Source organism: Providencia sp., assembly GCF_052096715.1.
Lineage (GTDB): Bacteria > Pseudomonadota > Gammaproteobacteria > Enterobacterales > Enterobacteriaceae > Providencia.
Genome location: NZ_JBQDNB010000017.1, coordinates 54,919 through 79,746 on the forward strand (window position 1 = coordinate 54,919; position 24,828 = coordinate 79,746).

The window sequence follows — 24,828 nt, forward strand, 5'->3', positions numbered from 1 at the left end:
TAGGCTAGTCAAGCATTTAACTGCCGACTAGCCTATTTATCATCATTATTCGAACTGATTGTACGTTAACTACACGCTGTTATTCGATTCGCTGATCTAAATCAGTCCATCACAACCAATCAGAACAAGTCATTCTTCCTAAAAGCCCGGTTCAACATCACGCATATCCGGCAATTTATGTGCAATACCTTTATGGCAATCAATACAGGTTTTGCCATCTTGTACAGCTTGGTCATGCATTTTTGATGCGACACTTTTTTGTGCGGTGAAATCCATGTATTCAAAGTTGTGGCAATTACGACACTCCTGAGAATTATTATCTTTCATGCGCCGCCACTCACTTTGAGCCATCGCTAAACGATGATCTTCAAATTTTTGAGGCGTATCGATAATGCCAAAGATTTTACCGTACAACTCTTTACTCGCCTGAATTTTTCTGACCATTTTAGGTCCAAATTCATGTGGTACGTGGCAGTCAGGACAGGTTGCTCTTACACCACTACGGTTAGTATAGTGAATAGTATCCATATATTCTTCATAGACATTTTCACGCATCTCATGACAGCTAATACAAAACTCTTCTGTATTGGCTTTTTCCATTCCCGTATTAAATCCACCCCAGAAAATCACGCCACTGACAAAACCAATCAGTAAAAGTGTTCCAAGTGCTAAACGGCTAGGACGACGCCACCACTGCCAAAGCCGGCGGATAAGCCCTATCAAGCCTGACTTTTTGGGTTTATCACTACCTGCTTGATTCTCATTTTTATTGGCCATATCTCCCCCTTATTTACCAAAGCCTTTGGATGGGGCAAAAGTATTATCAACAATCGGTGGTGTATCTGATTGCGGTACATGGCACTGCAAACAAAAATAACGATTAGGTGAAACTTCACCCAGAACTTTACCGCTAGCATCCATAAAGTGAGTCGGGCTCACTCTTGGCGCACCCGTAGTACGATAGTTTTCAACGCCATGGCACTGTAAACAACGGTTGGTATTTGTTGTGATTTGATACCCATCAACACTATGAGGGATCATCGGCGGCTGATTAACGTAGTTCAACGCCATTTTTTCTTGCTCTTTAGGAACATGGATGCCCCCTTCTGGCGTGCCTGAAACTTCAGGTGACTGATTAAAATCCACACCGTTAGCAGCTAAAACAAAACTACTTACAACCAAGGCCATACCAGCCATCCAACGGCTTATTGTTTTTTTCAGGGCATGATTTTTCATGATTTAGCTCCCGAACTCCATCGTAGTGTTATTTTAAAAACATCCTCAGCACAGACATCGATACAACGACCGCAAGTGATGCAATCCATATCTGAAATCAGTGCAGGGGCTTGTTTATCGAGAACCGGCAACCGCAAAACATGCGGCTCCGGACAAACGTGAAAACAATCCATACAGCGGTTACAATTTTCTTTTCTTTCCGCTGTAACAGCCAGTGCACCTTTACAACCCGTTACGCCATACAAGGCACCAAGGGGGCAAAGGTGACCGCACCATCCATGTTCCACGACTAATAAATCGAATAAAAACAGTGCAACTAAAACCAAAGCACCACTGCCAAAACCAAAAATAAGGCTACGCCCCATTAACGAAACTGGATTTAACCATTCCCATAACAAGGTGCCTGTTATAGCTGAACCAATTAAAATCACACCCAACAATACATACCGAATATTGCGAGGAATTGTTGCAGATTGATTCAACTCGAATTTACGACGTAACCATGCGGCTGCGTCGGTGATTGGATTAACAGGACACACCCAGCTACAAAAAAACCGTTTTCCCAGCAATGCATAAACAGCAAAAACGAGAGCCGCACCAATTAATGCTGAAATACCAGGTAAGTAACCACTTGCTAAGCTTTCCAGCGTAATAAGCGGATCAGTTAATGGAACAACATCCAACAATATGCTACTGCTATAATTTCCATGTAAGATCCACACACCAAACCATGGACCACTTAGAAACATAGCCAAGACCAAAAGTTGACTTGTTCGCCTTAAAACCAGCCATTTATGGCTTTGCCACCACCCTTTTTTAGCCAGAGCCTCACGTCCGGCATCGTGCTTACGATTTGCCATTGCTTCCCTCCAACCAACCGAAACGGTAATGATGTCCTAACTCGCCCTTGGCTAATTCTCTTGGTAAAACTTTAATCGCGGACTCTTCCAGTACACAAGCCTGCTCACACTTTCCGCATCCCGTGCAGAAATTGCTATTTACCGTGGGTAAGAAGCGTGCATGCTTACCAGTGCGATGATTTTGTTCAAGTTCAAGTGTGATTGCTTCATCAATTAACGGACAAACGCGGTAACACACATCACATCGTAGCCCTTGAAAATTAAGGCAGTTTTCGTGATCGAGTAAAACAGCCAATCCCATCCGAGCATCATTAATCGATTCCATGTTTTTATCCAATGCACCACTTGGGCACACCTTGGCACAAGGAATGTCTTCACACATCTCGCAAGGAATTTCGCGGGCTATGAAATACGGCGTACCTGACTCAAGACCGGATGCCAACGTAGCTAATTTCAACATGTCATAAGGACAGGCTTGAACACATTGACCGCAACGAACACAAGCACTCGAAAATGCATTTTCAGCAAGCGCTCCCGGCGGGCGGAGTCGTACACCACTCGCACGGGAAGTTTGTTGCTGTAGCCCCAGTACCACACCAACCGCCGCCAGTCCGCCTGCTGTGCGAGCAATGTCGCGCAGAAAACGACGGCGGCTGTTCTGGGACTTAGTCTTTTGAGACTTAGCGTTCTGGGGCATTGCCAATTACACCTTTTCCAGTTTAACGGCACATTTTTTGTAATCCGTTTCTTTAGAAAGTGGATCTGTCGCATCCAACGTCAAGTTATTGACCAACTGGGAAGCATCAAAGAATGCCATATACACCAAGCCTTTCGGTGGTTTATTACGACCACGAGTTTCCACTATTGTGGTCACATCACCACGACGAGAAACCACTTTGACTTTATCGCCACGACGCAAGCCTCTATCTTTTGCGTCTAATGGATGCATAAAGACAACCGACTCTGGGAATGCACGGTGCAGCTCAGGGACACGGCGCGTCATGCTTCCCGTATGCCAATGCTCCAGCACTCGCCCAGTTGAAAGCCATAAATCGTATTCTTTATCAGGTGATTCAGCCGCAGGCTCAAATGGCAATGCAAAAATAACGGCTTTACCGTCTGGTTTACCGTAAAACTGATAACCTTGCCCAGCTTTAACATAAGGGTCATTCCCTTCGCTATAACGCCACTGTGTTTCTTTACCTTCTACAACTGGCCAGCGGATACCACGAGCTTGGTGATAAGCATCAAAATCAGCAAGGTCATGACCATGTCCACGACCAAAACCGGCATACTCTTCAAACAAGCCTTTTTGTAAATAGAAACCAAGCTCACGAGATTCGTCGTTTAATTGGTCTTCAGCTAATTCAGTCACTGGGAATTTAGTCACCGCTTCATTAGCAAACAACACGTCATACAGTGTTTTTCCACGATATTCAGGTTTTTTAGCTAACAATTCTTCAGGCCATACTTCTTCGACTTTAAAGCGACGAGAAAACAGCACCATCTGCATTAAATCTGACTTTGATTCGCCTGGACCTTGAATTTGCTGACGCCAAAACTGAGTACGGCGCTCTGCATTACCATAAGCACCTTCTTTTTCGACCCACATTGCCGTGGGTAAAATCAAGTCAGCGGCTAGTGCACTCACGGTAGGATAAGGGTCTGAAACAACAATAAAGTTGCGCGGATCGCGCCAGCCCGGCAGGCGATCTTCATTGATATTCGGCCCTGCTTGCATATTGTTGTTACACATCACCCAATAAAAATTGAGTTTACCGTCTTTCAATGCACGGTCTTGCGCGACTGCATGTAATCCAACTTTTTCAGGGATAGTGCCCGCAGGTAGTTGCCAAACACCTTCCACTTTTTCACGGTGTTTTTCATTAGTCACTACCATATCCGCAGGTAAACGGTGTGAGAATGTTCCCACTTCACGTGCTGTACCGCAGGCAGATGGTTGCCCTGTCAAAGAGAAAGGACCACAACCTGGTTGAGAAATTTTACCGGTTAATAAATGAAGGTTATAAGCAAGGTTATTCGCCCAAACACCGCGAGTATGTTGGTTAAAACCCATCGTCCAATATGAAACGACTTTAATTTTTGGATCGGCGTAGAGTTTCGCCAATTCTTCTAGCTGATCTTTCGGTACTCCCGTCATTTCAGCGGTTTTATCTAACGTATATTCCGCAACGAAAGCTTTATATTCATCCCAAGTCATCGGTTCAGAAGCATCAGACCCTGGATTTTTGGCATTTTTTTCTAATGGATGCGTTGGACGAAGGCCATAACCGATATCCGTTGCACCACGACGTAAATTAACGTGTTTATCTAGGAAATCTTGGTTAACTGCATTGTTTTGAATAATATAGTTAGCAATGTAATTTAAGATAACCAAATCGGATTGCGGCGCGAAAACAATACCATTATCCGCTAATTCAAAACTACGATGTTTATAAGTTGATAAAACTGCAACATGGACATCAGGATTTGATAAACGACGATTTGTAATACGCGACCATAATATTGGGTGCATTTCTGCCATATTAGAGCCCCAAAGCACAAAGGCATCCGCATGTTCAATATCATCGTAACAGCCCATCGGCTCATCCATACCGAAAGTACGCATAAAACCAACGACCGCAGAGGCCATACAGTGGCGTGCATTTGGATCGAGGTTATTTGAACGAAAACCACCTTTAAACAATTTAGAGGCCGCATAACCTTCCCAAACTGTCCATTGACCTGAACCAAACATCCCAATACCTTCAGGACCTTTTTCTTTCAGTGTTGCTTTCGTTTTTTCTTCCATGACATCAAAGGCTTGTTCCCATGTAATTGGGGTAAACTCACCATTTTTATCATATTCGCCATCTTTCATACGCAGCAATGGCTGGGTTAAACGGTCTTTCCCGTACATAATCTTTGGTAGGAAATAGCCCTTGATACAATTAAGACCACGGTTGACTGGTGCTTCTGGGTCACCTTGGCTCGCGACAATACGGCCATTTTGTGTGCCGACAAGCACGCCACAGCCAGTACCGCAGAAACGACACGGGGCTTTATCCCACTTGATACTTTCTTGTTGTCCAACGACCGCTTTCGCGATACTTGGTACACCAATGCCTGCCGCCGCAGCAGCGGCCGCTATCGCATTGGCTTTCATAAAGCTACGACGACTGAGTTTCATCATTTTCCTCACATTGCTCATCCTGCTGGTGATAAACCAGTGAAACATCTAGCACGCCTTCGATATTGCGTGCTAAATCAATAGTATCTAACAAAGTTTTACTATGCTGCCCTTCGACGACGACAATCAATTTCCCATTTTCAGGTGAACTAATAGCTACCTCACAATGAGGAAATTGATTCAGTTTTTCTGTCACAGCAGATATTCGTTCACTTTTTACTTGTACAATTAAACTGCACACTTGCCAGTTATCGTGCATGTTCACGCTCCACGGTTATGGCCGATACGGGGCATCCTGCAACACAGGCGCCACAACCTGTACAGCCCTGTTGTTCTATTTTTGGTTGATAAATACCGACCAGTGATGGACGAAAAGAAATCACTTGAGGCTCACAACTGTCTTCACAACGCCGACATTCGATTGATTTATAGGCAAGACAGCTTTGATCGATAGATATCGAGATATTCCAAGGTTGGGTTTGCTGAGGGAGGAAAATAGGTTCAGGGCAAGATGCTGCACAGGCATAGCAAAAAGTGCATTCCCCGCGCTTAAAATCAACGACAGGATATCCGCCAGGTCCGGGCTGCAAAATAGAGGTCTCGCAACTCGCTAGACAAGCGTTGCAACGCGTACACAGCTCAATAAAATGCTGTTCAGTACCACTCCATGGCGGTCTAACTACCGGAGCTGCATTACGCCACGCACCAGTTAATACGCCCCTACGGGTGATATCAACCATGTTTTTTCCTTTACATTGCCCAACAAAAAAGTACTAAAAAGAACTGATAAACCGCATTTTTTATGCGTGTATTTAGCATGAATATTAACGAGTGAGAGGACAAAAATACATACTACCTAATAGGTAACAGGAGTAATTTATTCACTATGAATATAAATCAGCCAGAAACTATTCAAATATTAGACTAAGCATTAACTCGCTATAAAAAGAGGTATTATACGGTTTTCATAATTATTCATTAACAATCTGTAAATATAGAATCCCCATTTAAGCTTAAGTTGTAATGACATATTTTTTAATTAACATCGATATATACTACTAAAGTGGTATATGAAAGGTCATTTTAGTAAAATTTATATTTTATTTTTTTGATACTACGCACATTTTAATTTATGCGTCAAAAACAGAATAATCACCATTCGTGAGTTAAATAATATTAAGTGTTTAAATTCAATTGGTTATTAAATAATTATTTTAAATAAATAATAAGAATCATTCTTAACTGAAAAATACAAAATACAGTTTTTTAATTCATCTCTAATTACTATATCAATTCCACTATTAACGTACTTTTATTTAATTTTTGATATTAAATCACTTAATTCAAATTTACCTTTGATCAAAAACAATATTTTTTGTGTGGTTTTTTGTTAAACATATAAGTTGGCAATGTCATTGATGGCAAATGTGCGCTTGCTATCAAATTTATATAACTAAAAATATACCCTAAATAATTCGAATTGTAGTAAGACACAAAACCAACACAACTACAGCTCGAATAATAAAAGGTGTCAGCTTATGGGATGGCTGATTTACCCTACTCGAGGCTCTTATGGCAAAGATAAGAAATAACACTCTGTACTTACTGAGTTTGATTGCAGGAATATTTCTCTTTACTTCCGTTCATGCACAAACGCCGAATACAGATAATGTATCGACAATTAATACCCGAAACGAAACCTTTGAAGCGGCTTATCCAGATCAATACCATTCTTGGCGAGCTACATCAGAACAATCAAATCGTGAAGATGCCCTTGCTGAAGATCCACGATTAGTGATCCTTTGGGCTGGATATCCTTTCTCCCGTGACTATAACAAACCGCGTGGTCACGCATACGCAATCATTGATGTTCGTGAAACCTTACGTACTGGCGCGCCCAAAGATGCCCAAGACGGTCCTTTACCGATGGCTTGCTGGAGCTGTAAAAGCCCGGATGTCGCCAGATTAATTCAAGAACATGGCGAAGATGGCTATTTTCAAGGTAAATGGGCAAAAGGTGGACCAGAAGTAGTCAATGTTTTGGGCTGTGGCGATTGCCATAAGACCGATTCCCCTGAGTTTGCAAAAGGAAAACCCGAGTTAACCCTCACACGCCCATACGCAGAACGGGCAATGGAAACTATTGGCAAGCCCTTTGATAAAGCAAGTCGTTTCGACCAACAATCCATGGTATGCGGTCAATGCCACGTTGAATACTATTTCTCTGGTGAAAATAAATCAGTCAAATTCCCTTGGGATAACGGTACCAAAGTCGAAGAAATGGAAGTGTACTACGACAAAATAGGATTCTCCGACTGGACCAACACGTTATCAAAAGCACCAATGTTAAAAGCCCAACACCCTGAATATGAAACTTGGAGTGCAGGTATTCACGGTAAAAATAACGTCACTTGCATTGATTGCCATATGCCAAAACTGCAAAACGATAAAGGCGAATTATATACCAGCCATAAAATTGGTAATCCATTCGATAACTTTGAGCAAACCTGTAGCAATTGTCATACTCAAAGCAAACAACAACTACAAGACGTTGTTGCGGAACGTAAAAAAGCCATCCAAGAGATGAAAGTTAAAGCAGAAGATCAGTTAGTTCGCGCTCACTTTGAAGCAAAAGCAGCTTGGGACGCGGGTGCAACCCAAGAAGAAATGCAGCCAATCCTTACTGATATTCGCCACGCTCAATGGCGTTGGGATTTAGCTATCGCATCACACGGCATTCACATGCATGCACCTGATGAAGGGCTACGTATGTTAGGGGGTTCATTAGATAAAGCCGCTGACGCACGTACTAAACTGGCACGTTTACTCGGTTCAAAAGGCATTACTCATGAAATTGCCATTCCAGATATCTCAACCAAAGAGAAAGCTCAGCAAGCGATTGGCTTAGATATGCAGAAAATCAATGCTGAAAAACAAGAGTTCATGAAAACTGTCGTGCCAGAGTGGGATGCTCAAGCGCGTAAAAATGACCTGTTAGCCAAATAACCTCTACTCGCCTCTGTGCTATTAAAGACAAAGAGGCGACATAACCAATGGAGTGAATATGAGCGTATTACGTTCGTTATTAACTGCCGGGGTGCTGGCATCAGGCTTTTTATGGGCAGTATCAGCATTCGCGACGCCTCAAATAGCTGAGGAAAAAGCCGCCGGCGATCGTTGGGTTGTCACACAGCAGCGCAGCGCAGATAGTGCTTGTCTTGATTGCCATAAGCCCGATAAAGAAGGTATGCATGGCACTCACGCATCAGTGGTCAATCCAAACAATAAGTTGCCCGTTACCTGCACCAACTGCCATGGTAATCCAGGCCCAGACCATCGAGAAGGCGTAAAAGATGTGATGCGCTTTAATAACCCGATGTATAGCGTAGAGCAACAAAATACAGTCTGTTTGTCGTGCCACTTACCCGAACAGCTGCAAAAAGCATTTTGGCCTCATGATGTCCACGTTACCAAAGTCGCTTGTGCTAGTTGTCATGACCTGCATCCGCAACAAGATGCAATGAAAGTACTAACCGATAAAGGAAAAGTCAAAATTTGCGTAGATTGTCATTCAGATCAACGTGATAATCCTAATTTCAACCCAGCAGCGGTTAAATTGCTTAAGGAGCAGCCATGAGTTGCTCTCGTCGTCAATTCATTATTTATTCCGGAGCACTGGCGGCGATTGGGGGGATAACTAGCCACACGCTAGCGAACACCATGAAAATAGATGGCGTTCGCTATGGCATGATCCACGATGAAAATTTGTGTATCGGCTGTACGGCTTGCATGGATGCATGTCGCGAAGTCAACCAAGTCCCCGAAGGGGTATCACGGCTGACCATTATCCGTAGCGAACCGATTGGTGAATTTCCTGACGTTAAATATCGTTTTTTTCGTCATTCCTGCCAACATTGTGAAAATGCCCCTTGCGTCGATGTCTGTCCAACGGGCGCTTCTTTTATCGATAAAACAACCGGTATTGTTGATGTTAATCCTGACTTATGTGTTGGCTGCCAATACTGCATTGCCGCTTGCCCATATCGCGTTAGATTCATTCACCCCGTCAATAAGACCGCAGATAAATGTGATTTTTGCCGTAAGACCAACCTGAAAAAAGGTAAACAGCCCGCCTGTGTAGAATCATGTCCAACCAAAGCACTGATTTTTGGCAATTTAGATGATCCACAAAGCGATGTTTCCAAAATGCTTGGACAAAAACCAACTTATAGATTCAAAATTGCACTCGGTACACGCCCCAAAGTTTATCGAGTTCCCTTCAAATATGGGGAGGTTAGCCAATGAAAACTGCGTCCGCTTTCCATTTTGAATCTCTAGTATGGGATTGGCCAATTGCGGTTTATTTATTTCTTATCGGTATCTCTGCGGGCTTAGTTGTCATCGCCGTTTTACTCCGTCAGTATTATCCAAACGCAGCAAGTAGCGAAAGCACATTAATGCGTACCACTTTATTGTTAGCACCGAGTACCATCGTGATTGGCTTATTAATCCTCATTCTCCATTTAACTCGTCCATGGACATTTTGGAAATTGATGTTTCATTACAGCCCAACCTCAGTGATGTCGATGGGTGTCATGTTATTTCAAGTCTACATGGCTGTATTAGTCATATGGTTGGCTAAAATCTTTGAAAAAGAAGTTATTGCATTACAGCATCGGTGGCTACCTAAATTAACAATTATTCCTCGGTTATTAACGCTGTTAAATAAAGTCATGCGCACGCTTGATATTACCATGTTAGTTCTAGCGGTTTTACTCGGCGCATATACGGGGTTTTTATTATCCGCATTAAAATCATATCCATTCTTAAACAATCCTTTATTACCAGCTTTATTCTTATTTTCAGGAATATCATCGGGGATAGCTGTCTCATTAATTGCTATTGCATTACGCTATCGTAAAAATATTCATAACCAAGAATCTGCCTTTCTTCATCGAGTGGAAAGTTTTGTCGTTTGGTTAGAACTCTTCTTACTTGCGGCATTTTTTGTCGGACTCGCCTTAGGAGATGGTGGCAAAGTGCGTTCATTAGTAGCCGCATTGGGCGGGGGCTTTTGGACGTGGTGGTTTTGGATTGGCGTAATCGGTATTGGCTTCATTATTCCGTTGGCGCTTAAAAAATGGCAGAACCGTGGTAATGGTGCATTTCGCGTTTTACTTGTTAGTGGGGCAAGTTTACTTGGCGTATTTCTACTGCGTTTCTTTGTCCTCTATGCGGGTCAATTAACCGTTGCGTGATTCATTAAATAATAAGGGTGATATTTGGAACTAATCATCCCGGAAATTGGTTTCATCTGCCTATTATTGGCGTTGTGTATCACCAGTTTTCAAGCGATATTAGGATTTGTGGGGATCTTCAAGCACGTTCCGAGGCAAATGTCTCTGAACGTGCTTTGGAGCCTGCTACAATTTTTATGCCTAGTTAGCGCCTTTATCTGTCTCACTATCAGCTTTATTCAAAGTGACTTTTCTGTGGTTTATGTGGCACAACATAGCCATCGATTATCGCCATTAGCGATGAAAGTAGCCGCAGTTTGGGGCGGACATGAAGGTTCTTTATTGCTATGGGTCGTTTTCCTTTCGAGTTGGAGTGCGTTATTTGCTTGGCGCTATCGCCGACAAAATCATCCTATTTTTTCGCTAACACTTATCGTGCTTGCCGTTATTATCGCCGCATTATTACTCTTTATTGTTATCTATTCAGACCCCTTTGCCCGCATTTTTCCACCCGCCATCGAAGGACGCGACCTCAACCCCATGTTGCAACACTGGGGGCTTATCTTACACCCACCATTATTGTATCTAGGCTATAGTGGGCTCATTATCGTTGCTGCATTAGTCCTTGCGGCACTGTTATTCGGTAATTTTGGCCAATCTATCGCTTGGGTGTGCTGGCGCTTTGCAGTGCCTAGCTGGTGCATACTGACATTAGGCATAGTTTTAGGCTCATGGTGGGCATATAGCGAACTGGGCTGGGGCGGTTGGTGGTTTTGGGATCCCGTAGAAAACGCCTCTTTATTGCCTTGGCTATCATCCACTGCCTTACTCCATAGTTTAACGGCTTCACGCAAAACCGGTATATATCGTCATTGGTCCATATTATTGGCGATTATTACCTTTATTTTATCCTTACTCGGTACACTCATTGTTCGTTCCGGAATTTTAGTCTCCGTGCACGCCTTTGCACTCGATAACGTTAGAGCTGTACCTTTATTTTTGCTATTTAGCGTTCTCAGTATTGCCGCACTATTTATTTACGGTTGGCGAGCAAAATTCAATAATTCGTTGAGTCCTCCTAAGGGCAATAGGGAAATCTATTTATTACTGACTTTAATCTTATTCTCTACAGTGCTATTTATTGTACTGACCGGAACCCTCTACCCTATGTTATACAGCCTACTAGGATGGGGAAAGATTTCAGTAGGAGCACCTTATTTTAACCAAACCTTATTACCATTCGGTATTATCATGCTACTGGTGATAACGTTAAGTGCGTTCGCCTATCAGAAAAAAAGTAATCATACTTTTAAATGGCAAGCAGTTGTCATTTGTTTATCAAGTACAACTACTGCACTCATATTATGGTCTCATGGCTTAGTTATTACACTCTCTTGTTCATTACTTATTGCAGTTTTACTGATACTTTGGCTACGTCCATTAAAAGCCATCAATGCAAAAATATCAGTCTTAGTTGCGCACACGGGCGTGATTATCTTTGCGGCTGGTATTGCCTTATCCATTGGCAGTAGACAAGAAATTAGTGTCAATATATCTCTAGGCCAAACAGTTACACTGGCAGGATACCAATTTAATCTTCAGCAATTACAGCTCGATGCAAAATCAAATTACACTACCGAAAAAGCTATTATCCAAATTAGCCAAAACAACCATCATCTACATAGCATCATAACTGAGCGCCGTTTTTATACTGCCCGCCAGCAATTAATGATTGAGCCAGGGATCTATTGGGGATTAATACGTAATTGGTATGCCGTATTAGGTGAAAAAACAGGTACAGACCGCTACGCCATTCGCTTCTACGTACAAGATGGAATTCAATGGATTTGGGGAGGCGCATTTATTATGTGCCTAGGGGCATTAATAGGCTGGATAAAAGGAAGAACAAATAATGTTTAAATTTATTTATCTTCTATTCTTCCTTTCAATTACGTTTATTGCCCAAGCACAAATTGTGGATACTTGGCAATTTAGCTCACCTGAACAACAAGATTATTCTTTACAGATTGCCTCGCAGCTGCGTTGCCCACAATGTCAAAATCAAAATCTATTAGAATCCAATGCCCCCACAGCAGTTAGTATGCGCCATCAAGTATTCAAAATGGTTGAAGAAGGAAAATCAGAACCACAGATTATGACCTATATGACGGATCGCTACGGCGATTTTGTCCGCTATAACCCACCATTAAATAACGAAACACTTTTATTATGGGCACTTCCTCCGACCGCATTTATTTTTATTTTTTTTATCTTGTGGCGGACAATCAAAACAAAGCGCCTAGAACATACAGGTTCCCCGTTAACACAAATACAGGCAAATGATACAGAACAAATTATCGGTACAGTCACCGAAAAGAATAGCAGCCTTAAAGGTTGGAATAAAAAAATTAATCTATTATTATTTACCCTACTTTTGTGTGCTATTGCAGGTTATCTCACCCTGCCACGCTTTCAGCAGGCTTATCATGAATACCAAAGAATTTCTGATCCCTTATTATCTTTCTCACCATTACAACAAGAACAAAATGACCTGCTTCGTCTACAACAGAATATAAGACAATCCCCCCAAAATGGTGAGTTATGGGCAACTCTCGGTGAATATTATTTATATCAAAACAGTTATGAAAATGCGCTTTTAGCATATCAAAGAGCAATTAAATATAGTGGAGAAAATGCGCAACTGTATTCAGCTATTGCCACTGTATTATATTATCAAGCAGGCCAAAATCTTACGAATGACGCTCGAGCTGTGATCGATAAAGCTTTAAGTTTAGATAAAAATGAAGTCACCGCCCTCATGTTAATTGCCTCTGATGCCTTTATGAACGCTAACTATGAAAAAGCAATTAACATTTGGCAAGAATTACTCGATAGTAATAGCCCTCGGGTAAATCGGGCACAGCTTATTGAGGCAATTCAAATGGCTAAATTAATAAATTCAAATCTCAAAAAATAATGCTTTTATTTGACAAGAAAATAATGATTCATTAATGTCTGGTAAGTATTAATACGAGTGAAATTATCACTTTAGTCATCAAAAAGATCTTTGATATGACAATTCATTTAAAGATGTAATTTTCCGTTGCTTATTAACTACTATTGTGTCCCTCATATATTGTTATAAATTAATTTATGCTAACTTTAAGGTGATAACTGATAAGATAAATATATTAAGAAACTTAAATTATGAAAAATAAAGTATTTTTATTTTTAATAGTGGGTCTTGTCGCTGGCACATCCTTTATTGGCGGTGTAGCCACTAACTATACACCCGATTTAGATATTGTAAAAAAATCACAAAAAGCCGTTGAAGATTTTTTAGCTTTCCCCAAAACAGCAGAATATAAAAATGTAAAATATCATGAAGTAAGGGAAACATTAGATCATGGTATGCTTGGCTATGTATGTGGAGATGTTTTAATATTCACCAGTCAAAATAACTATAGTTATAAACGTTTTATCGTCAAAACATACCTACATAGTGATGGCCGAAATGTCGTTTCAATTCCACTCATAGATAGAGATGATAAAGAGTTTCCAAATGATGACTTTAATATTATTTGGAAAAAATATTGTAAATTATAATTATCAAGTATAGTGTAATAAAGACATTTAATTATGAATTAATTTAAGATAAGGACATGTATTGTAACTCATTATATTGACGATAAGTCAGATATAAAGAATAATAATTTACCTTAATATAAATAATTACCTGTCATAACTATTTTAATTAGCAAAGTAATCTACAGTAAAATCAGATTATTAATTATTTAAATTCGCAGTGCAACATGATGCCACCCCAGAAAGATTAGCTTCTTGAATTGGCGGACATTTAACTGATCCGTAAGAACAAAAAACACAACAGTCACCTTCTAGCGGTTTCAATAATACACCACAATGTTTACATTCATAAAACCACTGACATGCATTCGTTGGCATTTCTTCTACCTGAGAAGCCCCACATTCAGGACATGTAATGGTTGATTTCAGCTCAATATTTGTTTTACTCATCTTATTCTCCAATCAAATTTAGCAAAATCACAGGTAAGACTTTAGCCCATTATTATCATGATAACTTTGAGCAAAATAGGTTTTATAGCAAATTATTTAATTCCTAATCCCAGCAGATGGCCCATGAAAAAAGCAATAGAGGGTTTTTCTAAATAAAACCATAAATCCGATAGCAATTCACCGGCGCTTGATATAAAGTTTCCCCCCTTTTTTTCAGGCAAGTCCAAAATTTGGAGGCGAGATGTTTATTGGTTTTGACTACGGGACATCCAACTGTTCTGTCGCAATAATGAATGATGGAAACCCAATGCTATTACCGCTAGAAGGTAATAATGTTTATATTCCCTCTACCCTTTGCGCACCAACAAGAGAATCAGTCTCTGAGCACTTATTTCGTCACTGCAATATCTCGCCATCTGATGAAGTAGGAAAACAAATACTAAGAAGATCGATTGCTTTCAATCGAGATGAAGGAATCGATTTAGTACCCGAAGATATTGTTTTTGGCCAAGCAGCTCTCGAATTATATTTAAGCGATCCTCGGGATGTTTACTATGTTAAATCGCCTAAATCCTTTCTTGGGGCATCTGGCCTCCATGAAGTACAAGTTAGCTTCTTTGAAGATCTCGTATGCGCCATGATGGCAAATATAAAGCAAACAGCTGAAAAAAATACCCTCGAAACTATTTCAGATACCGTTATTGGACGCCCAATCAATTTTCATGGTCGTGGTGGTGAATTAGCAAACCAACAAGCTGAAGCCATTCTAATTCGAGCAGCAAAACGTGCTGGATTTAAAAATATCGCGTTCCAATTTGAGCCCGTTGCCGCAGGCCTTGAATATGAAGCGACATTAAATAAAGATCAAATAGTGTTAGTAGTTGATATTGGTGGTGGTACAACCGACTGTTCTTTAATTCAGATGGGGCCAAGCTACCGAGCAGCTCAAGATCGTACCGCATCACTTTTAGCGCATACAGGCCAACGTGTTGGTGGTAATGATCTTGATATATTTATCGCGCTAAAACAGTTAATGAGTCTTTTTGGAATGGAAAGCCAATCATCGTCAGGAATTAAAATGCCATTACTGCAATTTTGGAATCCTATTGCAATAAATAATGTCGAGGCACAAAAAGACTTTTATTCACGACAAAATCTGATGGCCTTAACTCGCTTAAAGCAAGAAGCACAAGAACCTGAAAAATTAGCTCGTTTGCTTGAAATCTATAATGAAACGCTCGGCTACAGTATTGTACGTAAAGCGGAAGAAGCCAAAATCGCATTATCAGATAATGAAAGTTATTTAGCAAAAATTTCATTAATAAATGAAAATTTAGAAGTTAATATTCAGCGAGAACAAATGGTTGAATCAATTGAATCGCCTAAAAGTAAAATGATTGAATTAGTTAAAGAGGCGGTCACTCAAGGTGGTATACAACCGGACGCTATTTTTATTACCGGTGGTAGTGCTCGTTCACCTATTCTACACCAAGCCATTAGCCAACAATTACCTAATATTCCTATTGTTCGAGGCGATGATTTTGGTTCGGTTACCGCAGGTTTAGCTCGCTGGGCACAAACTTGTTTTAAATAATATTCGCTTTTTTAGACCTTATTTTTAAATAAAGGGCAATGACGATATCTATCGCCATTGCCCTTTATGTTTAACGTAATTTGAGATTACTGATCAATCCCACTGTGGTGCTAGCCCTTCAGGATTTACTAAACGGCCATCACAATCGAGTGCAGCAATCGCTTTTTTATCATCAGCATCTAATTTAATATCAACACTCAATAAGTTACTTGCCAAATTTTCGCGCTTGGTGGATGAAGGAATAACTGAATACCCTTCGCCCATCGCCCAAGCCAAAATAATTTGTGCTGGCGTGGCGCTATGTTTTTTAGCAATGCTCTTAATCACATCATCTTCTAACGCTTTACCATAAGCTAACGTCATATATGACGTGATATGAATGCCATGCTTATTCGCCCATTCAACCACTTTTCTATTTTGAAGGTAAGGTGATAGTTCTATTTGATTAGTCGCAATATTTTCAGCCCCAACCGCTTCAATCGCTTTTTCCATTAATGGAATAGTAAAGTTAGAAATACCAATTTCGCGTGTCAACCCTTGCGTTTTTGCTTCTAATAACGCCGTCATAAATTCATCAACTGACACTGCATCATTAGGTGATGGCCAGTGAATTAATGTTAAATCCACATAGTCAGTTTGTAAGTCACTTAAACTTTTTTTCAAACTCGGGATCAATTTTTCTTTACTAAAATTCTCAATCCAAATTTTAGTCGTAATATAGAGCTCATGACGCGGTACCCCGCTTTCGGCTATCGCTTTTCCAACCGCAGCTTCATTTTCATAAATCTGTGCAGTATCAATTGCCCGATAACCTAATTCTAATGCCGTTTTTACTGAATCAATCACGACATCGTCTTTTAAACGGAAAGTACCAAGACCTAACAATGGAACGCCCATATTATCCTCTCTTTAATAAACTTCACTAAAATTCATATCTTAATTTGCCCCATCACTATACTTTATGACAGAACAGATACCGATTAAGTATAGAAGATCATTGATGTATTTTTGTTAAAAAATAATTTAGATAGCCATAAATACGTTAGACCATCCGACTGAGCTCTATTGTATACCACTATATTTTGTCACCAAGTGGTGATATAACAAAAGACTTTTGCAAAATTAGCAACAATGATTAATACGATAAAACGCAACTAGGTCGTTTAATAAAAATACTGAAATCAATAAAGTTTCATTATTTATGAACGATTAATTTACCGAGGGAAATACAAAGAATGGCTATTATAAAAATAGTGGAATTGAATTAATATAAAAATTTAATGCCGCTATATACAACACGGCATTAATCTATTTAAATTTTATTTTTTCACTTTATGGACGATATCAAAATATTTAGTCTTATTATCCTGTTCTGGATAAATTCTATAAGTGTACTCTTCAGGTGTTACCGTGACATTTTCGACAACACGTGTAAATAAAACATCACCTTTATCGTCTTTTGCTGTTAATGAACGTGTTTTACCCTCTTCACTAAATGACCAATCACCTTTCATTTTTGGTTTACCATCAAAGGTTGTCATATTAAACGATCCATCAGGGTAATATTCAGCTAAACCAAAAAAATTGGCAACTTGCTTATCATCTGAATTTACAGCTTTTTTATCTTGATCTAAAGCACCAGTTGTTTCCCATACTTTTCCAACCATAATTTGTTCATAAGCATTTAAATTATTTTTGACGACTTCTTTTTGGTTTTCCACTGGAGCAGAGGCAGCGTAAAGATTAAAAGACATAGTAGATACAACGGCTAACAGTGTAGGTACTAATAGTTTTTTCATTTTGCTCTCTCAATTATTCAAAATAACGATGTTGTGATTAATCAGACTAGCTTTATAATTCCATTTATCAAAACATTATTACCTATATTTACATGGTAATATATTGTTACAAACAGTTATTGTTTATTAAACCCATTATCTTTTAGTAATTTGTCAATTAACCAATAACCGGCTTTGCCTGGAGGGCTATTTTTAGACCAAACTAAATCAACATCTATTTTTTTAGGCCATTGAGTATAATTAAGACTAGCCAGTAAATCATGGCCAAATTGCCTCACTAACCAAGTCGGTAATATGACCCATCCCATACCTTGTTCAGCCATTTCAAGTAATAATAAATAATTAGGAGCAAACCAATTTCTCTCACTATTAATAATTGTTCCTGTGCCACTGCTGAGCCTGAGCTGACGTGTTTTCGTTAAATCTTGATGAGTAATATTTTTTTCATGAGCAAGTGGATGTGTTTTAAGTACATATAATCCGAGCTCACCTTGAATAGGCAGACGAGCAAATGCGATATCAGCAGGATACTCAATTCGTGATTCCATCATACCAATATGCGCCTGTTGATTTTGCAGCATATTAATAACGTCATCATTTTCAGCAATCAAAAATTCAAATTCAATATGCGGAAACTGCTTATCTAACGTTATCAACAAATCCTCTGCATGAGGAGGCTGATAAACATCAGAAAAAGCACAGCTTAATCGGGGTTCAATTTCAGGCGATAACTCAACTCTTAATGCCTGTAAACGTTCATCAGCCGATAATATATCTTCCACCAAACTCAATACTTTTCGGCCTGCAAAAGTCAGCGTTGACTCTCTGCCCTGCCTATCAAATAAAGAAAAACCCATATCATCTTCAAATCCACTGATAGCGCTACTAATTGTTGACTGACTTTTATTGAGCTTTCTTGCCGCCGCAGAAAAAGATTTAAGTGATGCGGCTTCAACAAAGGTACGCAATGTGTCTATAGAATAGTTCATAAGGTATCGGTTTTATCGATGGCTGCCATTTTGTATTTATATACAAAATAGAAAATAATTGCACTCGTTTTCTATTGAGTAATAAACATCTGAATAATGAACTTGAGGTAGGTATGAGCAAAAACAAAAAAACATTAACTGAACGTATTTTTCACGCAGTGTCATTTGAAGTCATCGCGATTGCGATAACTGCGCCGGTCAGTGCATGGCTTTTAGGACGCTCAATTTTTGAAATGGGAACCGTCGCCATTGTGTTATCAACTCTCGCGATGTTATTAAACTTATTTTATAACATGCTGTTCGATCGCTACTGGCCTTTATCAAAAGGACCTAGACCTGCAAAGGTACGCGTTGCTCACGCCATTGGCTTTGAACTCAGTTTTGTTGTCATGGGCGTACCAATATTGGCACTATTATTAAAAATGTCGCTATGGAATGCATTTTTATTAGAAGTCGGCTTCTTTGCCTTCTTCCTTTTCTATACTTATGCATTTAATCTGGCATACGATTTATTACGTGAACGCTGGTTTGCCAATAAAGAAAAACAGACCATTATTGTAAAACAAACCACAAACTAAGTTTAATCCATTAAAGGCTCAGTATATTACCGCCCTTGCGACTAAGGTAATCTCACTAAAGTCGCGAGGGGATTTTAAAACATTGAGTCATAATAATTTTAGTTATGGTAATTAAGACTGTCAGGCGGCACCATTTCGCGCTCATTTAACCCATAATCACGGATCACGGAAGCGACTCGCAAACGATAATATTTCAAAATAGACTCTCGCCCCTTTGCTTGTGCTAGCCGATGTAATTCAGTATTTCTCCATACCATGACTGCATCCTCACTTTCCCAAAAAGAAAGAGACAACAATTTGTTATTGTCACTTAAACTTTGAAATCGTTCGATAGAGATAAAACCGTTAATTTCAATCAATGACTCTTTCAATTGTTGAGCTAGCGCTAAATAATTCTCTTGTTGCCCTTCATTCGCCTGTAATTCAAAAATAACAGCAATCATCTTTTTTCCTCTGATCAATCAATACAGCAATATTCATTATTTTGCATTTTAATACCTCTGATAGTACCTCAACTTTGCCACTTTTTCGTCTTTAATATCGGTAAAATCTGCACTATCTCATACTTAATCTTTCCACCTCAAAATAGTCGAATGCATCTTATGCATTCATTATTTGCATAAATGTCAATTTTAGCATCAATACCCATGACCTATATTAAGAGCGTGTTAAGAATAATTTTTTTGTTATTTTTATTTAATATAAATTAATCATAATCACCTGTATATATGAATAATAAATCACATTTATTTTAAATCAATTAAAAATGATAGTTATTAATTTAGCTATTGATTTAATTGTTTTATTTAAATTCATGAAATTGAAAATACAACTTCATCGAAAGATGCTGAATTTCAAACATCATCTTGCAATGAAGTTATTTAACTCATTCTCAACCTGAGTATGAAAAATTTTATTTAATAAGGTTTTAAGATGAAGAAGTACATATTCCCCACTATATTTTCTTTGATGATGAGTGCGACTGTTTATGCGGATAATACATCTCATGAAAATGCAGTTATCTCATTAGGCTTTACTGAAAATAATACGTCTTATGCCAATCAAGCCGCAATTGCCGCACATATTAAAGCTGCCAATTTACCCGTCACTAGAATTAATGGTATTTCAAAACCGCTTTCACAAATGAATGCGAATGAAAAGGCTATCGTCTCGTTAAGCTTTACTGAAAATAATATGTCTCATGCAAATCAAGCTGCAATAGCCTCACATATTAAGGCTGGAGAAATATCTCACAGTAAAATTAACGGTATAGCAAAACCTTTTTCTCTAATGAATAGCAATGAGCGCGCAGCAATAGCACTTAGTTTTACTGAAAATAGTAGCGCTCCCTCAACTCGTCATTCTATTGAGCAACATTTAATCAGGAGTAAATCACAATAAGAAAATTAAAAGCAATTTAATTTATCACACATAAAGTAAATAAGGCTTGGCGTTAATAATTAAGTTCAAGCCTTTACTTTTAAAAGTTAGAGTAAAAAATAAATTCCACTCAAAATAAAATCACAATATATTCTATTATATTTTTAGCTTATCATCACAATTCACTGCAACTATTACGTAAAATACGCATTATCGTCTCAGCACCGCTACGGTTAGGATTAATACGGATCATCCGTTCTTCCAAGTCTGGTGCGGCTTCCCTAAACGTGCCTGAAATTCGATAAAACAAAGGTGGAATTTCAAATCGTGATTCAGCTCCCACAGGATAAGGTAAAGCCCCCATCTCCGTCGCTTTAGCGAGTACCTGCTTGGCAATCGGTTGATTAAATTCAATTAACAATACTTTTGATTGTGCATTTGCTAAAAAAGCATGTTTAACCGCTCTGATTTCACCATGATTTAATCGTACAACTAACTCATCATTCACGCTTGCTTGGACAGCATGAGTCACAGGTGCAAACACTAAACCACGTAGCACTTCCATCGCCTGATACCCTTGGATCTGGCTCCCCCCTGAATACATTGTTGCACGTATCTTACTTATCCATTGTCGTTCCCCAACGATCACCCCAACACCAGCGGGTCCCAGTAATTTAAAACTGGAAAAGGTAGATAATGATGCGTTGGCTTCACAACCAATTTGAGATGTTTTCATTACTGCATAATTGTCATCAATAATTGTTGGGATCTGAAAGGAATTCATCAACTCAATAACATCAGGTAGATAATAACTATCATCCATTTTTTGACGAGTATGCTGTATCAAACATGCTTTTGGTGAGTGTGCTTTTATTACCTTTTTAACCTCTGCTAACTGATTAAAATTCGCTGTGATTACTTTGATCCCCATTTGTTCAATCGAGACACGTGTTGTCGGATAAATAGGCGCATCATGAACCAGTAAAGTTTCACCTGATTTTAGCATCGCGGCAAGGCCAACTCTTAATGCTCCAGTCCCTGCCCCTCCCACTAAAGCGGCTGACTCGGCGCTAAAAAAGTCAGCCAAAACCTGTTCGACTCGTTGCGTGATTTGAGGCTGATTAAGACCCGGAACCAACCCCAAATCACCCTGAGTGAGAAAATCACTACCCGGAAAATGCTGACAAATAATATCAACCAAACGAAACTGTTTTTGTTGTGCCTGATCCATCGTCATGCTTTGTAACGGATATGTTTTCATTTTCACTCTCTTTTATCTAACGTATCTAAATTAGCTCAAACCAACGAGATGAATAATATTGGCAAGAATACCCACAATAATCGTTGCTATTGGGCCTATCGCCATCTCAACAAATGGTCGCTTAGAAGTTCGATTTAGTAGGTAAATCCCTGCAACAACCATAAAGCCCATTCCCGGTAAAATCGCATTTGATGCAATCATCCCGCCAACTAATAAGGAAATTTCTAACATACGCGTAATCGCAGTACGGATATGATCACCGCATGCTTTAACGCCAGGGTATTTATCAAGCCAAATCGCAATCTTTGCTAGCATGATGATTTCTAAGAACATAATCACACAACCAGCAATAAATGCTATCCAAGGATTACTTGTTGCTAATCCGGCAACAAAAACAAATTTCATGCCATCAGGGCTGTACACCCCTGTTGCTATAGCAGTCGTACCTACTAATGGGACAAAGCTAATAGCTCGCGCTAATGCGACCAACATTGCGCTACTTTGCTCTCCTTGAGCCATTAATTGCAGTGATACAGGTCCTTCTGCTAATAAACTAAATGACATCGTCGCCGCCACCGCGGTTAAACCACCACTGAGGATCAACAACCATTTATTTTTCTGAATACGTTCGATGCGGCTGGAAAATAACCCCACCAACATTTCATTTGCCCCTTTTTGACCGTCATCAGTACGTTGAGGAGGGCGTTCTTTCATCGCAAAATAGAACATTGCGACCATCGCCAGTAATAATGCGGTACCGTTTGGATCGAGTTTAACTGGTTTTTCAATTAGGCCACCAAATGTCAAGCTACCGACTGATTGTGTACCTAAATAACCAATGATAGTCGCAACTAGCACCCAAATCCCTTTGCGATAGCCATACTGATAACCTACAACAACCGCTGGGAATAATGAGAAACACACAACAATAGGGTCTCCCACTTTACTCAAGTTATTCATAAAGTTAACAGGTAGCATTGAGAAAATTTCAACGATAGAACGCAGACCTGTCAGTAACCCAACAGCATAAAGCGCACCAATAATACCCGATAAAATAAACCCTTTTTTACTATCCGCACACCAGATACCAATAACATCAGTACCGAGGAGCAAACTGTGAACAAGAATAATTGGTGCAGCTAATGAAAATGGAATACCAAAACCGATAATTAAACCAAAACTTAGCGCAAAACTGGTTGCAGCGAGAGCTTTACGGCTCATACGCCCTTCCAAATATTCAGGGATCAGTGGCCGCAAGCCATCATGAAACACTGCAATTCCTCGGTTTGCCATCATGGCAGATATTGCGCCAATCAAAGCAAGCAACATCGCTTTGAGAGGGTCGACTTCAATAAGCCGCAACAAAAAATCTTGTGCCATAACCTACCCCTTACTCAGAGAAAATGGCCTTAATAATCACAGGCAACACAACATCAATATCTTGTCCTGTAAAACCAAATGCTTTTTTGCCATTTTTGACATGCTCAATAATTTCATCATCAGATAAAATTTTTCCTGGCATACCCACAGTTGCACAAGATCCCATGCCAACAATAGCAATAGCCATTGCCAGTGCACCACCACCCCCGGTATTACAGGCTCCAAGGTAATAGTCTACAGCACCACTTTTGAGCGCCATTGCAGCTTCTATATCATTCATGACAACAACAGATTCTGCTTTATCACCAGCAAGTGCACGAATACTGTCTGCAATTTTTTCTTTTTCAATTTGTCCGCCAACAACGAATTTCATAGCTCCATCCTTCTGTTTTTATTTATGATTGTAATTAAAAAATTGAATCGGATTATCACGTAACATTAAATTGACATCTTTTTGAGTGAAACCTGCGTTTATCAACATAGGTACAAAAGTCGTGATTAAATAATCAAAACCTATTCCTCCATTCCCTTTTAAATGAGAACGTCGAGTAATATCCATAGAAAGCATTACTTGCCCTAAAAATCCTTTTGATTTCACTACATTTAACATTTCAATTCGTTTTTCATCAGGGTAATAATCGTTTTTACCAATAGTGTCGAATTGCACCCATCCACCCTCTTCAAGTATCGGTAAAATCACATCAAGATTGTCTTTCAAATCACAATGCCCAATCACAATACTTTTAGGTGAGATACCAAATCCCTTTAACATAACTAGCTGCTCATACCCCATAGTGCTTAATGTCGTATGTGTTGAAATAGGGCGTCCAGTTTCAAGACTCGCCATTGCCGCCGCTTCAAAAACTTTGCGTTCATCATCGGTTATTTTCTCAAAACTTGAGCCGATTTCCGCAATAACACCCGCTTTTAGCGTTGTACCATCAATGCCAATTACAATCTCATCAATCATCTCTTGCGCTATCTGTTTCACACTCAATGATTTAACGCTATCAGGATAAAATTTTTGTTGGTAATAGCCTGTAGAGGCGACAATATTCATTTTACTTTCATGCATAATATTGAGTAAAAACTGAGGATTACGCCCCATATAGCGATTAGTTACCTCAATAATATTGCGCACACCGAGATCATATAACCGGCTCATTTCTGCAACCAACAAAGTGTATTGGTCTAAACGGCAATCAATATTATTTTTCTCACCGGATAAATCGATATGTAAATGCTCATGGGCATAGGTATAACCCGTAGGATCAAGGTAATTATTCATT

Annotated in this window: 26 protein-coding genes; 10 read left to right on the forward strand and 16 right to left on the reverse strand. The window is 39.5% G+C overall.

Translation table 11 applies throughout. The features are described 5' to 3' along the window. Positions 1–138 precede the first annotated feature (138 nt). From napC to napF, 7 genes are read right to left on the reverse strand one after another with little or no spacing between them, the layout of a single operon-like run. On the reverse strand, positions 139–777 hold the full coding sequence (gene napC / locus ACTH6U_RS13755; protein WP_294103066.1) for a cytochrome c-type protein NapC: 639 nt from the start codon (positions 775–777) through the stop codon (positions 139–141). 9 nt (positions 778–786) lie between these two features. Beyond that, positions 787–1,236 (reverse strand): nitrate reductase cytochrome c-type subunit, encoded by a 450-nt coding sequence (gene napB, locus ACTH6U_RS13760; protein ID WP_294103063.1) that lies wholly within the window; start codon positions 1,234–1,236, stop codon positions 787–789. Further along, positions 1,233–2,096: a quinol dehydrogenase ferredoxin subunit NapH gene (napH, locus tag ACTH6U_RS13765; protein ID WP_336428836.1), complete on the reverse strand. Its 864-nt coding sequence runs from the start codon at positions 2,094–2,096 to the stop codon at positions 1,233–1,235. Before napH ends, napB begins: the two co-directional genes overlap by 4 nt. Then, positions 2,083–2,793 carry a ferredoxin-type protein NapG gene (napG, locus tag ACTH6U_RS13770; protein ID WP_294103053.1) on the reverse strand — a complete coding sequence of 237 codons (711 nt, stop codon included), beginning with the start codon at positions 2,791–2,793 and terminating at the stop codon, positions 2,083–2,085. Before napG ends, napH begins: the two co-directional genes overlap by 14 nt. 6 nt (positions 2,794–2,799) lie before the next feature. After that, positions 2,800–5,286, reverse strand: a complete 2,487-nt coding sequence (gene napA / locus ACTH6U_RS13775) for a nitrate reductase catalytic subunit NapA (RefSeq protein ID WP_294103194.1) — start codon at positions 5,284–5,286, stop codon at positions 2,800–2,802. Next, complete coding sequence (napD, locus tag ACTH6U_RS13780) at positions 5,267–5,545, reverse strand: chaperone NapD (RefSeq protein WP_294103050.1); 279 nt, start codon at positions 5,543–5,545, stop codon at positions 5,267–5,269. The genes napA and napD overlap by 20 nt, the downstream gene beginning before the upstream one ends. Further along, positions 5,535–6,026, reverse strand: coding sequence for a ferredoxin-type protein NapF (gene napF, locus ACTH6U_RS13785; protein WP_294103047.1), 492 nt, complete (start codon positions 6,024–6,026; stop codon positions 5,535–5,537). Before napF ends, napD begins: the two co-directional genes overlap by 11 nt. Before the next feature lie 832 nt (positions 6,027–6,858). On the opposite strand from napF, the gene nrfA reads away from it, so the two are divergent. The 7 genes from nrfA (at position 6,859) to ACTH6U_RS13820 (ending at position 14,129) form a co-directional block, all read left to right on the forward strand. After that, positions 6,859–8,292 carry an ammonia-forming nitrite reductase cytochrome c552 subunit gene (gene nrfA, locus ACTH6U_RS13790; protein WP_434719407.1) on the forward strand — a complete coding sequence of 478 codons (1,434 nt, stop codon included), beginning with the start codon at positions 6,859–6,861 and terminating at the stop codon, positions 8,290–8,292. A gap of 58 nt (positions 8,293–8,350) precedes the next feature. Continuing rightward, positions 8,351–8,923 carry a cytochrome c nitrite reductase pentaheme subunit gene (gene nrfB / locus ACTH6U_RS13795; protein WP_336428830.1) on the forward strand — a complete coding sequence of 191 codons (573 nt, stop codon included), beginning with the start codon at positions 8,351–8,353 and terminating at the stop codon, positions 8,921–8,923. Continuing rightward, positions 8,920–9,591 (forward strand): cytochrome c nitrite reductase Fe-S protein, encoded by a 672-nt coding sequence (gene nrfC / locus ACTH6U_RS13800; protein ID WP_336428828.1) that lies wholly within the window; start codon positions 8,920–8,922, stop codon positions 9,589–9,591. The genes nrfB and nrfC overlap by 4 nt, the downstream gene beginning before the upstream one ends. Next, positions 9,588–10,544: a cytochrome c nitrite reductase subunit NrfD gene (nrfD, locus tag ACTH6U_RS13805; protein WP_441832444.1), complete on the forward strand. Its 957-nt coding sequence runs from the start codon at positions 9,588–9,590 to the stop codon at positions 10,542–10,544. The genes nrfC and nrfD overlap by 4 nt, the downstream gene beginning before the upstream one ends. A 24-nt stretch (positions 10,545–10,568) precedes the next feature. Then, the gene (locus ACTH6U_RS13810) at positions 10,569–12,443 is read left to right on the forward strand and encodes a heme lyase CcmF/NrfE family subunit (protein WP_441832445.1); all 1,875 of its coding nucleotides are present in this window, start codon (positions 10,569–10,571) and stop codon (positions 12,441–12,443) included. Further along, positions 12,436–13,500 (forward strand): heme lyase NrfEFG subunit NrfF, encoded by a 1,065-nt coding sequence (nrfF, locus tag ACTH6U_RS13815; RefSeq protein WP_441832446.1) that lies wholly within the window; start codon positions 12,436–12,438, stop codon positions 13,498–13,500. The genes ACTH6U_RS13810 and nrfF overlap by 8 nt, the downstream gene beginning before the upstream one ends. 230 nt (positions 13,501–13,730) lie before the next feature. After that, positions 13,731–14,129, forward strand: a complete 399-nt coding sequence (locus tag ACTH6U_RS13820) for a hypothetical protein (RefSeq protein ID WP_294103030.1) — start codon at positions 13,731–13,733, stop codon at positions 14,127–14,129. Between the two features lie 180 nt (positions 14,130–14,309). Here ACTH6U_RS13820 and ACTH6U_RS13825 read toward each other — a convergent pair whose 3' ends face one another. Continuing rightward, on the reverse strand, positions 14,310–14,558 hold the full coding sequence (locus tag ACTH6U_RS13825) for a GDCCVxC domain-containing (seleno)protein (RefSeq protein ID WP_434719412.1): 249 nt from the start codon (positions 14,556–14,558) through the stop codon (positions 14,310–14,312). Positions 14,559–14,799: 241 nt separating this feature from the next. Here ACTH6U_RS13825 and yegD point away from each other — a divergent pair, with 241 nt between their 5' ends. Continuing rightward, complete coding sequence (gene yegD / locus ACTH6U_RS13830) at positions 14,800–16,152, forward strand: molecular chaperone (RefSeq protein WP_441832447.1); 1,353 nt, start codon at positions 14,800–14,802, stop codon at positions 16,150–16,152. Between the two features lie 93 nt (positions 16,153–16,245). On the opposite strand, the gene dkgB is transcribed toward yegD, so the two are convergent. The 3 genes from dkgB to ACTH6U_RS13845 form a co-directional block, all read right to left on the reverse strand. After that, positions 16,246–17,049 (reverse strand): 2,5-didehydrogluconate reductase DkgB, encoded by an 804-nt coding sequence (dkgB, locus tag ACTH6U_RS13835; protein WP_434719413.1) that lies wholly within the window; start codon positions 17,047–17,049, stop codon positions 16,246–16,248. Positions 17,050–17,471: 422 nt separating this feature from the next. After that, on the reverse strand, positions 17,472–17,951 hold the full coding sequence (locus ACTH6U_RS13840; RefSeq protein WP_434719414.1) for a DUF4822 domain-containing protein: 480 nt from the start codon (positions 17,949–17,951) through the stop codon (positions 17,472–17,474). A gap of 116 nt (positions 17,952–18,067) precedes the next feature. Further along, complete coding sequence (locus tag ACTH6U_RS13845) at positions 18,068–18,940, reverse strand: LysR family transcriptional regulator (protein WP_441832448.1); 873 nt, start codon at positions 18,938–18,940, stop codon at positions 18,068–18,070. Positions 18,941–19,053: 113 nt separating this feature from the next. Here ACTH6U_RS13845 and ACTH6U_RS13850 point away from each other — a divergent pair, with 113 nt between their 5' ends. Then, complete coding sequence (locus tag ACTH6U_RS13850; RefSeq protein ID WP_294103016.1) at positions 19,054–19,518, forward strand: multidrug/biocide efflux PACE transporter; 465 nt, start codon at positions 19,054–19,056, stop codon at positions 19,516–19,518. A gap of 98 nt (positions 19,519–19,616) precedes the next feature. Here the strand turns inward: ACTH6U_RS13850 and ACTH6U_RS13855 are convergent, their stop codons facing one another. After that, positions 19,617–19,961: an antibiotic biosynthesis monooxygenase family protein gene (locus tag ACTH6U_RS13855; protein ID WP_294103012.1), complete on the reverse strand. Its 345-nt coding sequence runs from the start codon at positions 19,959–19,961 to the stop codon at positions 19,617–19,619. A 490-nt stretch (positions 19,962–20,451) separates the two neighbouring features. Here ACTH6U_RS13855 and ACTH6U_RS13860 point away from each other — a divergent pair, with 490 nt between their 5' ends. Then, on the forward strand, positions 20,452–20,919 hold the full coding sequence (locus tag ACTH6U_RS13860; protein WP_294103009.1) for a hypothetical protein: 468 nt from the start codon (positions 20,452–20,454) through the stop codon (positions 20,917–20,919). Positions 20,920–21,073: 154 nt separating this feature from the next. Here ACTH6U_RS13860 and ACTH6U_RS13865 read toward each other — a convergent pair whose 3' ends face one another. Genes ACTH6U_RS13865 through ACTH6U_RS13880 form a run of 4 tightly spaced genes read right to left on the reverse strand, consistent with a single transcriptional unit; the run spans position 21,074 to position 24,827 of the window. After that, positions 21,074–22,159, reverse strand: coding sequence for an aminotransferase class V-fold PLP-dependent enzyme (locus ACTH6U_RS13865; protein WP_434719418.1), 1,086 nt, complete (start codon positions 22,157–22,159; stop codon positions 21,074–21,076). A 30-nt stretch (positions 22,160–22,189) separates the two neighbouring features. Further along, positions 22,190–23,539 carry a YhfT family protein gene (locus ACTH6U_RS13870; RefSeq protein WP_294103003.1) on the reverse strand — a complete coding sequence of 450 codons (1,350 nt, stop codon included), beginning with the start codon at positions 23,537–23,539 and terminating at the stop codon, positions 22,190–22,192. Positions 23,540–23,549: 10 nt separating this feature from the next. Beyond that, entirely contained in the window at positions 23,550–23,912 is a 363-nt protein-coding gene (locus tag ACTH6U_RS13875; protein ID WP_294103000.1) for a DUF2620 domain-containing protein, read from the reverse strand. Between the two features lie 18 nt (positions 23,913–23,930). Continuing rightward, complete coding sequence (locus ACTH6U_RS13880; protein WP_434719420.1) at positions 23,931–24,827, reverse strand: phosphotriesterase-related protein; 897 nt, start codon at positions 24,825–24,827, stop codon at positions 23,931–23,933. Position 24,828: the final 1 nt, after the last annotated feature.

Bases quoted from the DNA above. Each gene is read 5' to 3' on its own strand.
- napB (WP_294103063.1), bottom strand. From the start codon at position 1,236: ATGAAAAATCATGCCCTGAAAAAAACAATAAGCCGTTGGATGGCTGGT.
- ACTH6U_RS13850 (WP_294103016.1), top strand. From the start codon at position 19,054: ATGAGCAAAAACAAAAAAACATTAACTGAACGTATTTTTCACGCAGTG.
- nrfC (WP_336428828.1), top strand. From the start codon at position 8,920: ATGAGTTGCTCTCGTCGTCAATTCATTATTTATTCCGGAGCACTGGCG.
- ACTH6U_RS13840 (WP_434719414.1), bottom strand. From the start codon at position 17,951: ATGAAAAAACTATTAGTACCTACACTGTTAGCCGTTGTATCTACTATG.
- yegD (WP_441832447.1), top strand. From the start codon at position 14,800: ATGTTTATTGGTTTTGACTACGGGACATCCAACTGTTCTGTCGCAATA.
- napG (WP_294103053.1), bottom strand. From the start codon at position 2,793: ATGCCCCAGAACGCTAAGTCTCAAAAGACTAAGTCCCAGAACAGCCGC.
- nrfD (WP_441832444.1), top strand. From the start codon at position 9,588: ATGAAAACTGCGTCCGCTTTCCATTTTGAATCTCTAGTATGGGATTGG.
- napH (WP_336428836.1), bottom strand. From the start codon at position 2,096: ATGGCAAATCGTAAGCACGATGCCGGACGTGAGGCTCTGGCTAAAAAA.
- ACTH6U_RS13865 (WP_434719418.1), bottom strand. From the start codon at position 22,159: ATGAAAACATATCCGTTACAAAGCATGACGATGGATCAGGCACAACAA.
- ACTH6U_RS13860 (WP_294103009.1), top strand. From the start codon at position 20,452: ATGAAGAAGTACATATTCCCCACTATATTTTCTTTGATGATGAGTGCG.
- ACTH6U_RS13825 (WP_434719412.1), bottom strand. From the start codon at position 14,558: ATGAGTAAAACAAATATTGAGCTGAAATCAACCATTACATGTCCTGAA.
- napA (WP_294103194.1), bottom strand. From the start codon at position 5,286: ATGAAACTCAGTCGTCGTAGCTTTATGAAAGCCAATGCGATAGCGGCC.
- nrfF (WP_441832446.1), top strand. From the start codon at position 12,436: ATGTTTAAATTTATTTATCTTCTATTCTTCCTTTCAATTACGTTTATT.
- napF (WP_294103047.1), bottom strand. From the start codon at position 6,026: ATGGTTGATATCACCCGTAGGGGCGTATTAACTGGTGCGTGGCGTAAT.
- ACTH6U_RS13845 (WP_441832448.1), bottom strand. From the start codon at position 18,940: ATGAACTATTCTATAGACACATTGCGTACCTTTGTTGAAGCCGCATCA.
- ACTH6U_RS13820 (WP_294103030.1), top strand. From the start codon at position 13,731: ATGAAAAATAAAGTATTTTTATTTTTAATAGTGGGTCTTGTCGCTGGC.
- napC (WP_294103066.1), bottom strand. From the start codon at position 777: ATGGCCAATAAAAATGAGAATCAAGCAGGTAGTGATAAACCCAAAAAG.
- ACTH6U_RS13880 (WP_434719420.1), bottom strand. From the start codon at position 24,827: ATGAATAATTACCTTGATCCTACGGGTTATACCTATGCCCATGAGCAT.
- ACTH6U_RS13870 (WP_294103003.1), bottom strand. From the start codon at position 23,539: ATGGCACAAGATTTTTTGTTGCGGCTTATTGAAGTCGACCCTCTCAAA.
- nrfB (WP_336428830.1), top strand. From the start codon at position 8,351: ATGAGCGTATTACGTTCGTTATTAACTGCCGGGGTGCTGGCATCAGGC.
- nrfA (WP_434719407.1), top strand. From the start codon at position 6,859: ATGGCAAAGATAAGAAATAACACTCTGTACTTACTGAGTTTGATTGCA.
- ACTH6U_RS13875 (WP_294103000.1), bottom strand. From the start codon at position 23,912: ATGAAATTCGTTGTTGGCGGACAAATTGAAAAAGAAAAAATTGCAGAC.
- dkgB (WP_434719413.1), bottom strand. From the start codon at position 17,049: ATGGGCGTTCCATTGTTAGGTCTTGGTACTTTCCGTTTAAAAGACGAT.
- napD (WP_294103050.1), bottom strand. From the start codon at position 5,545: ATGCACGATAACTGGCAAGTGTGCAGTTTAATTGTACAAGTAAAAAGT.
- ACTH6U_RS13855 (WP_294103012.1), bottom strand. From the start codon at position 19,961: ATGATTGCTGTTATTTTTGAATTACAGGCGAATGAAGGGCAACAAGAG.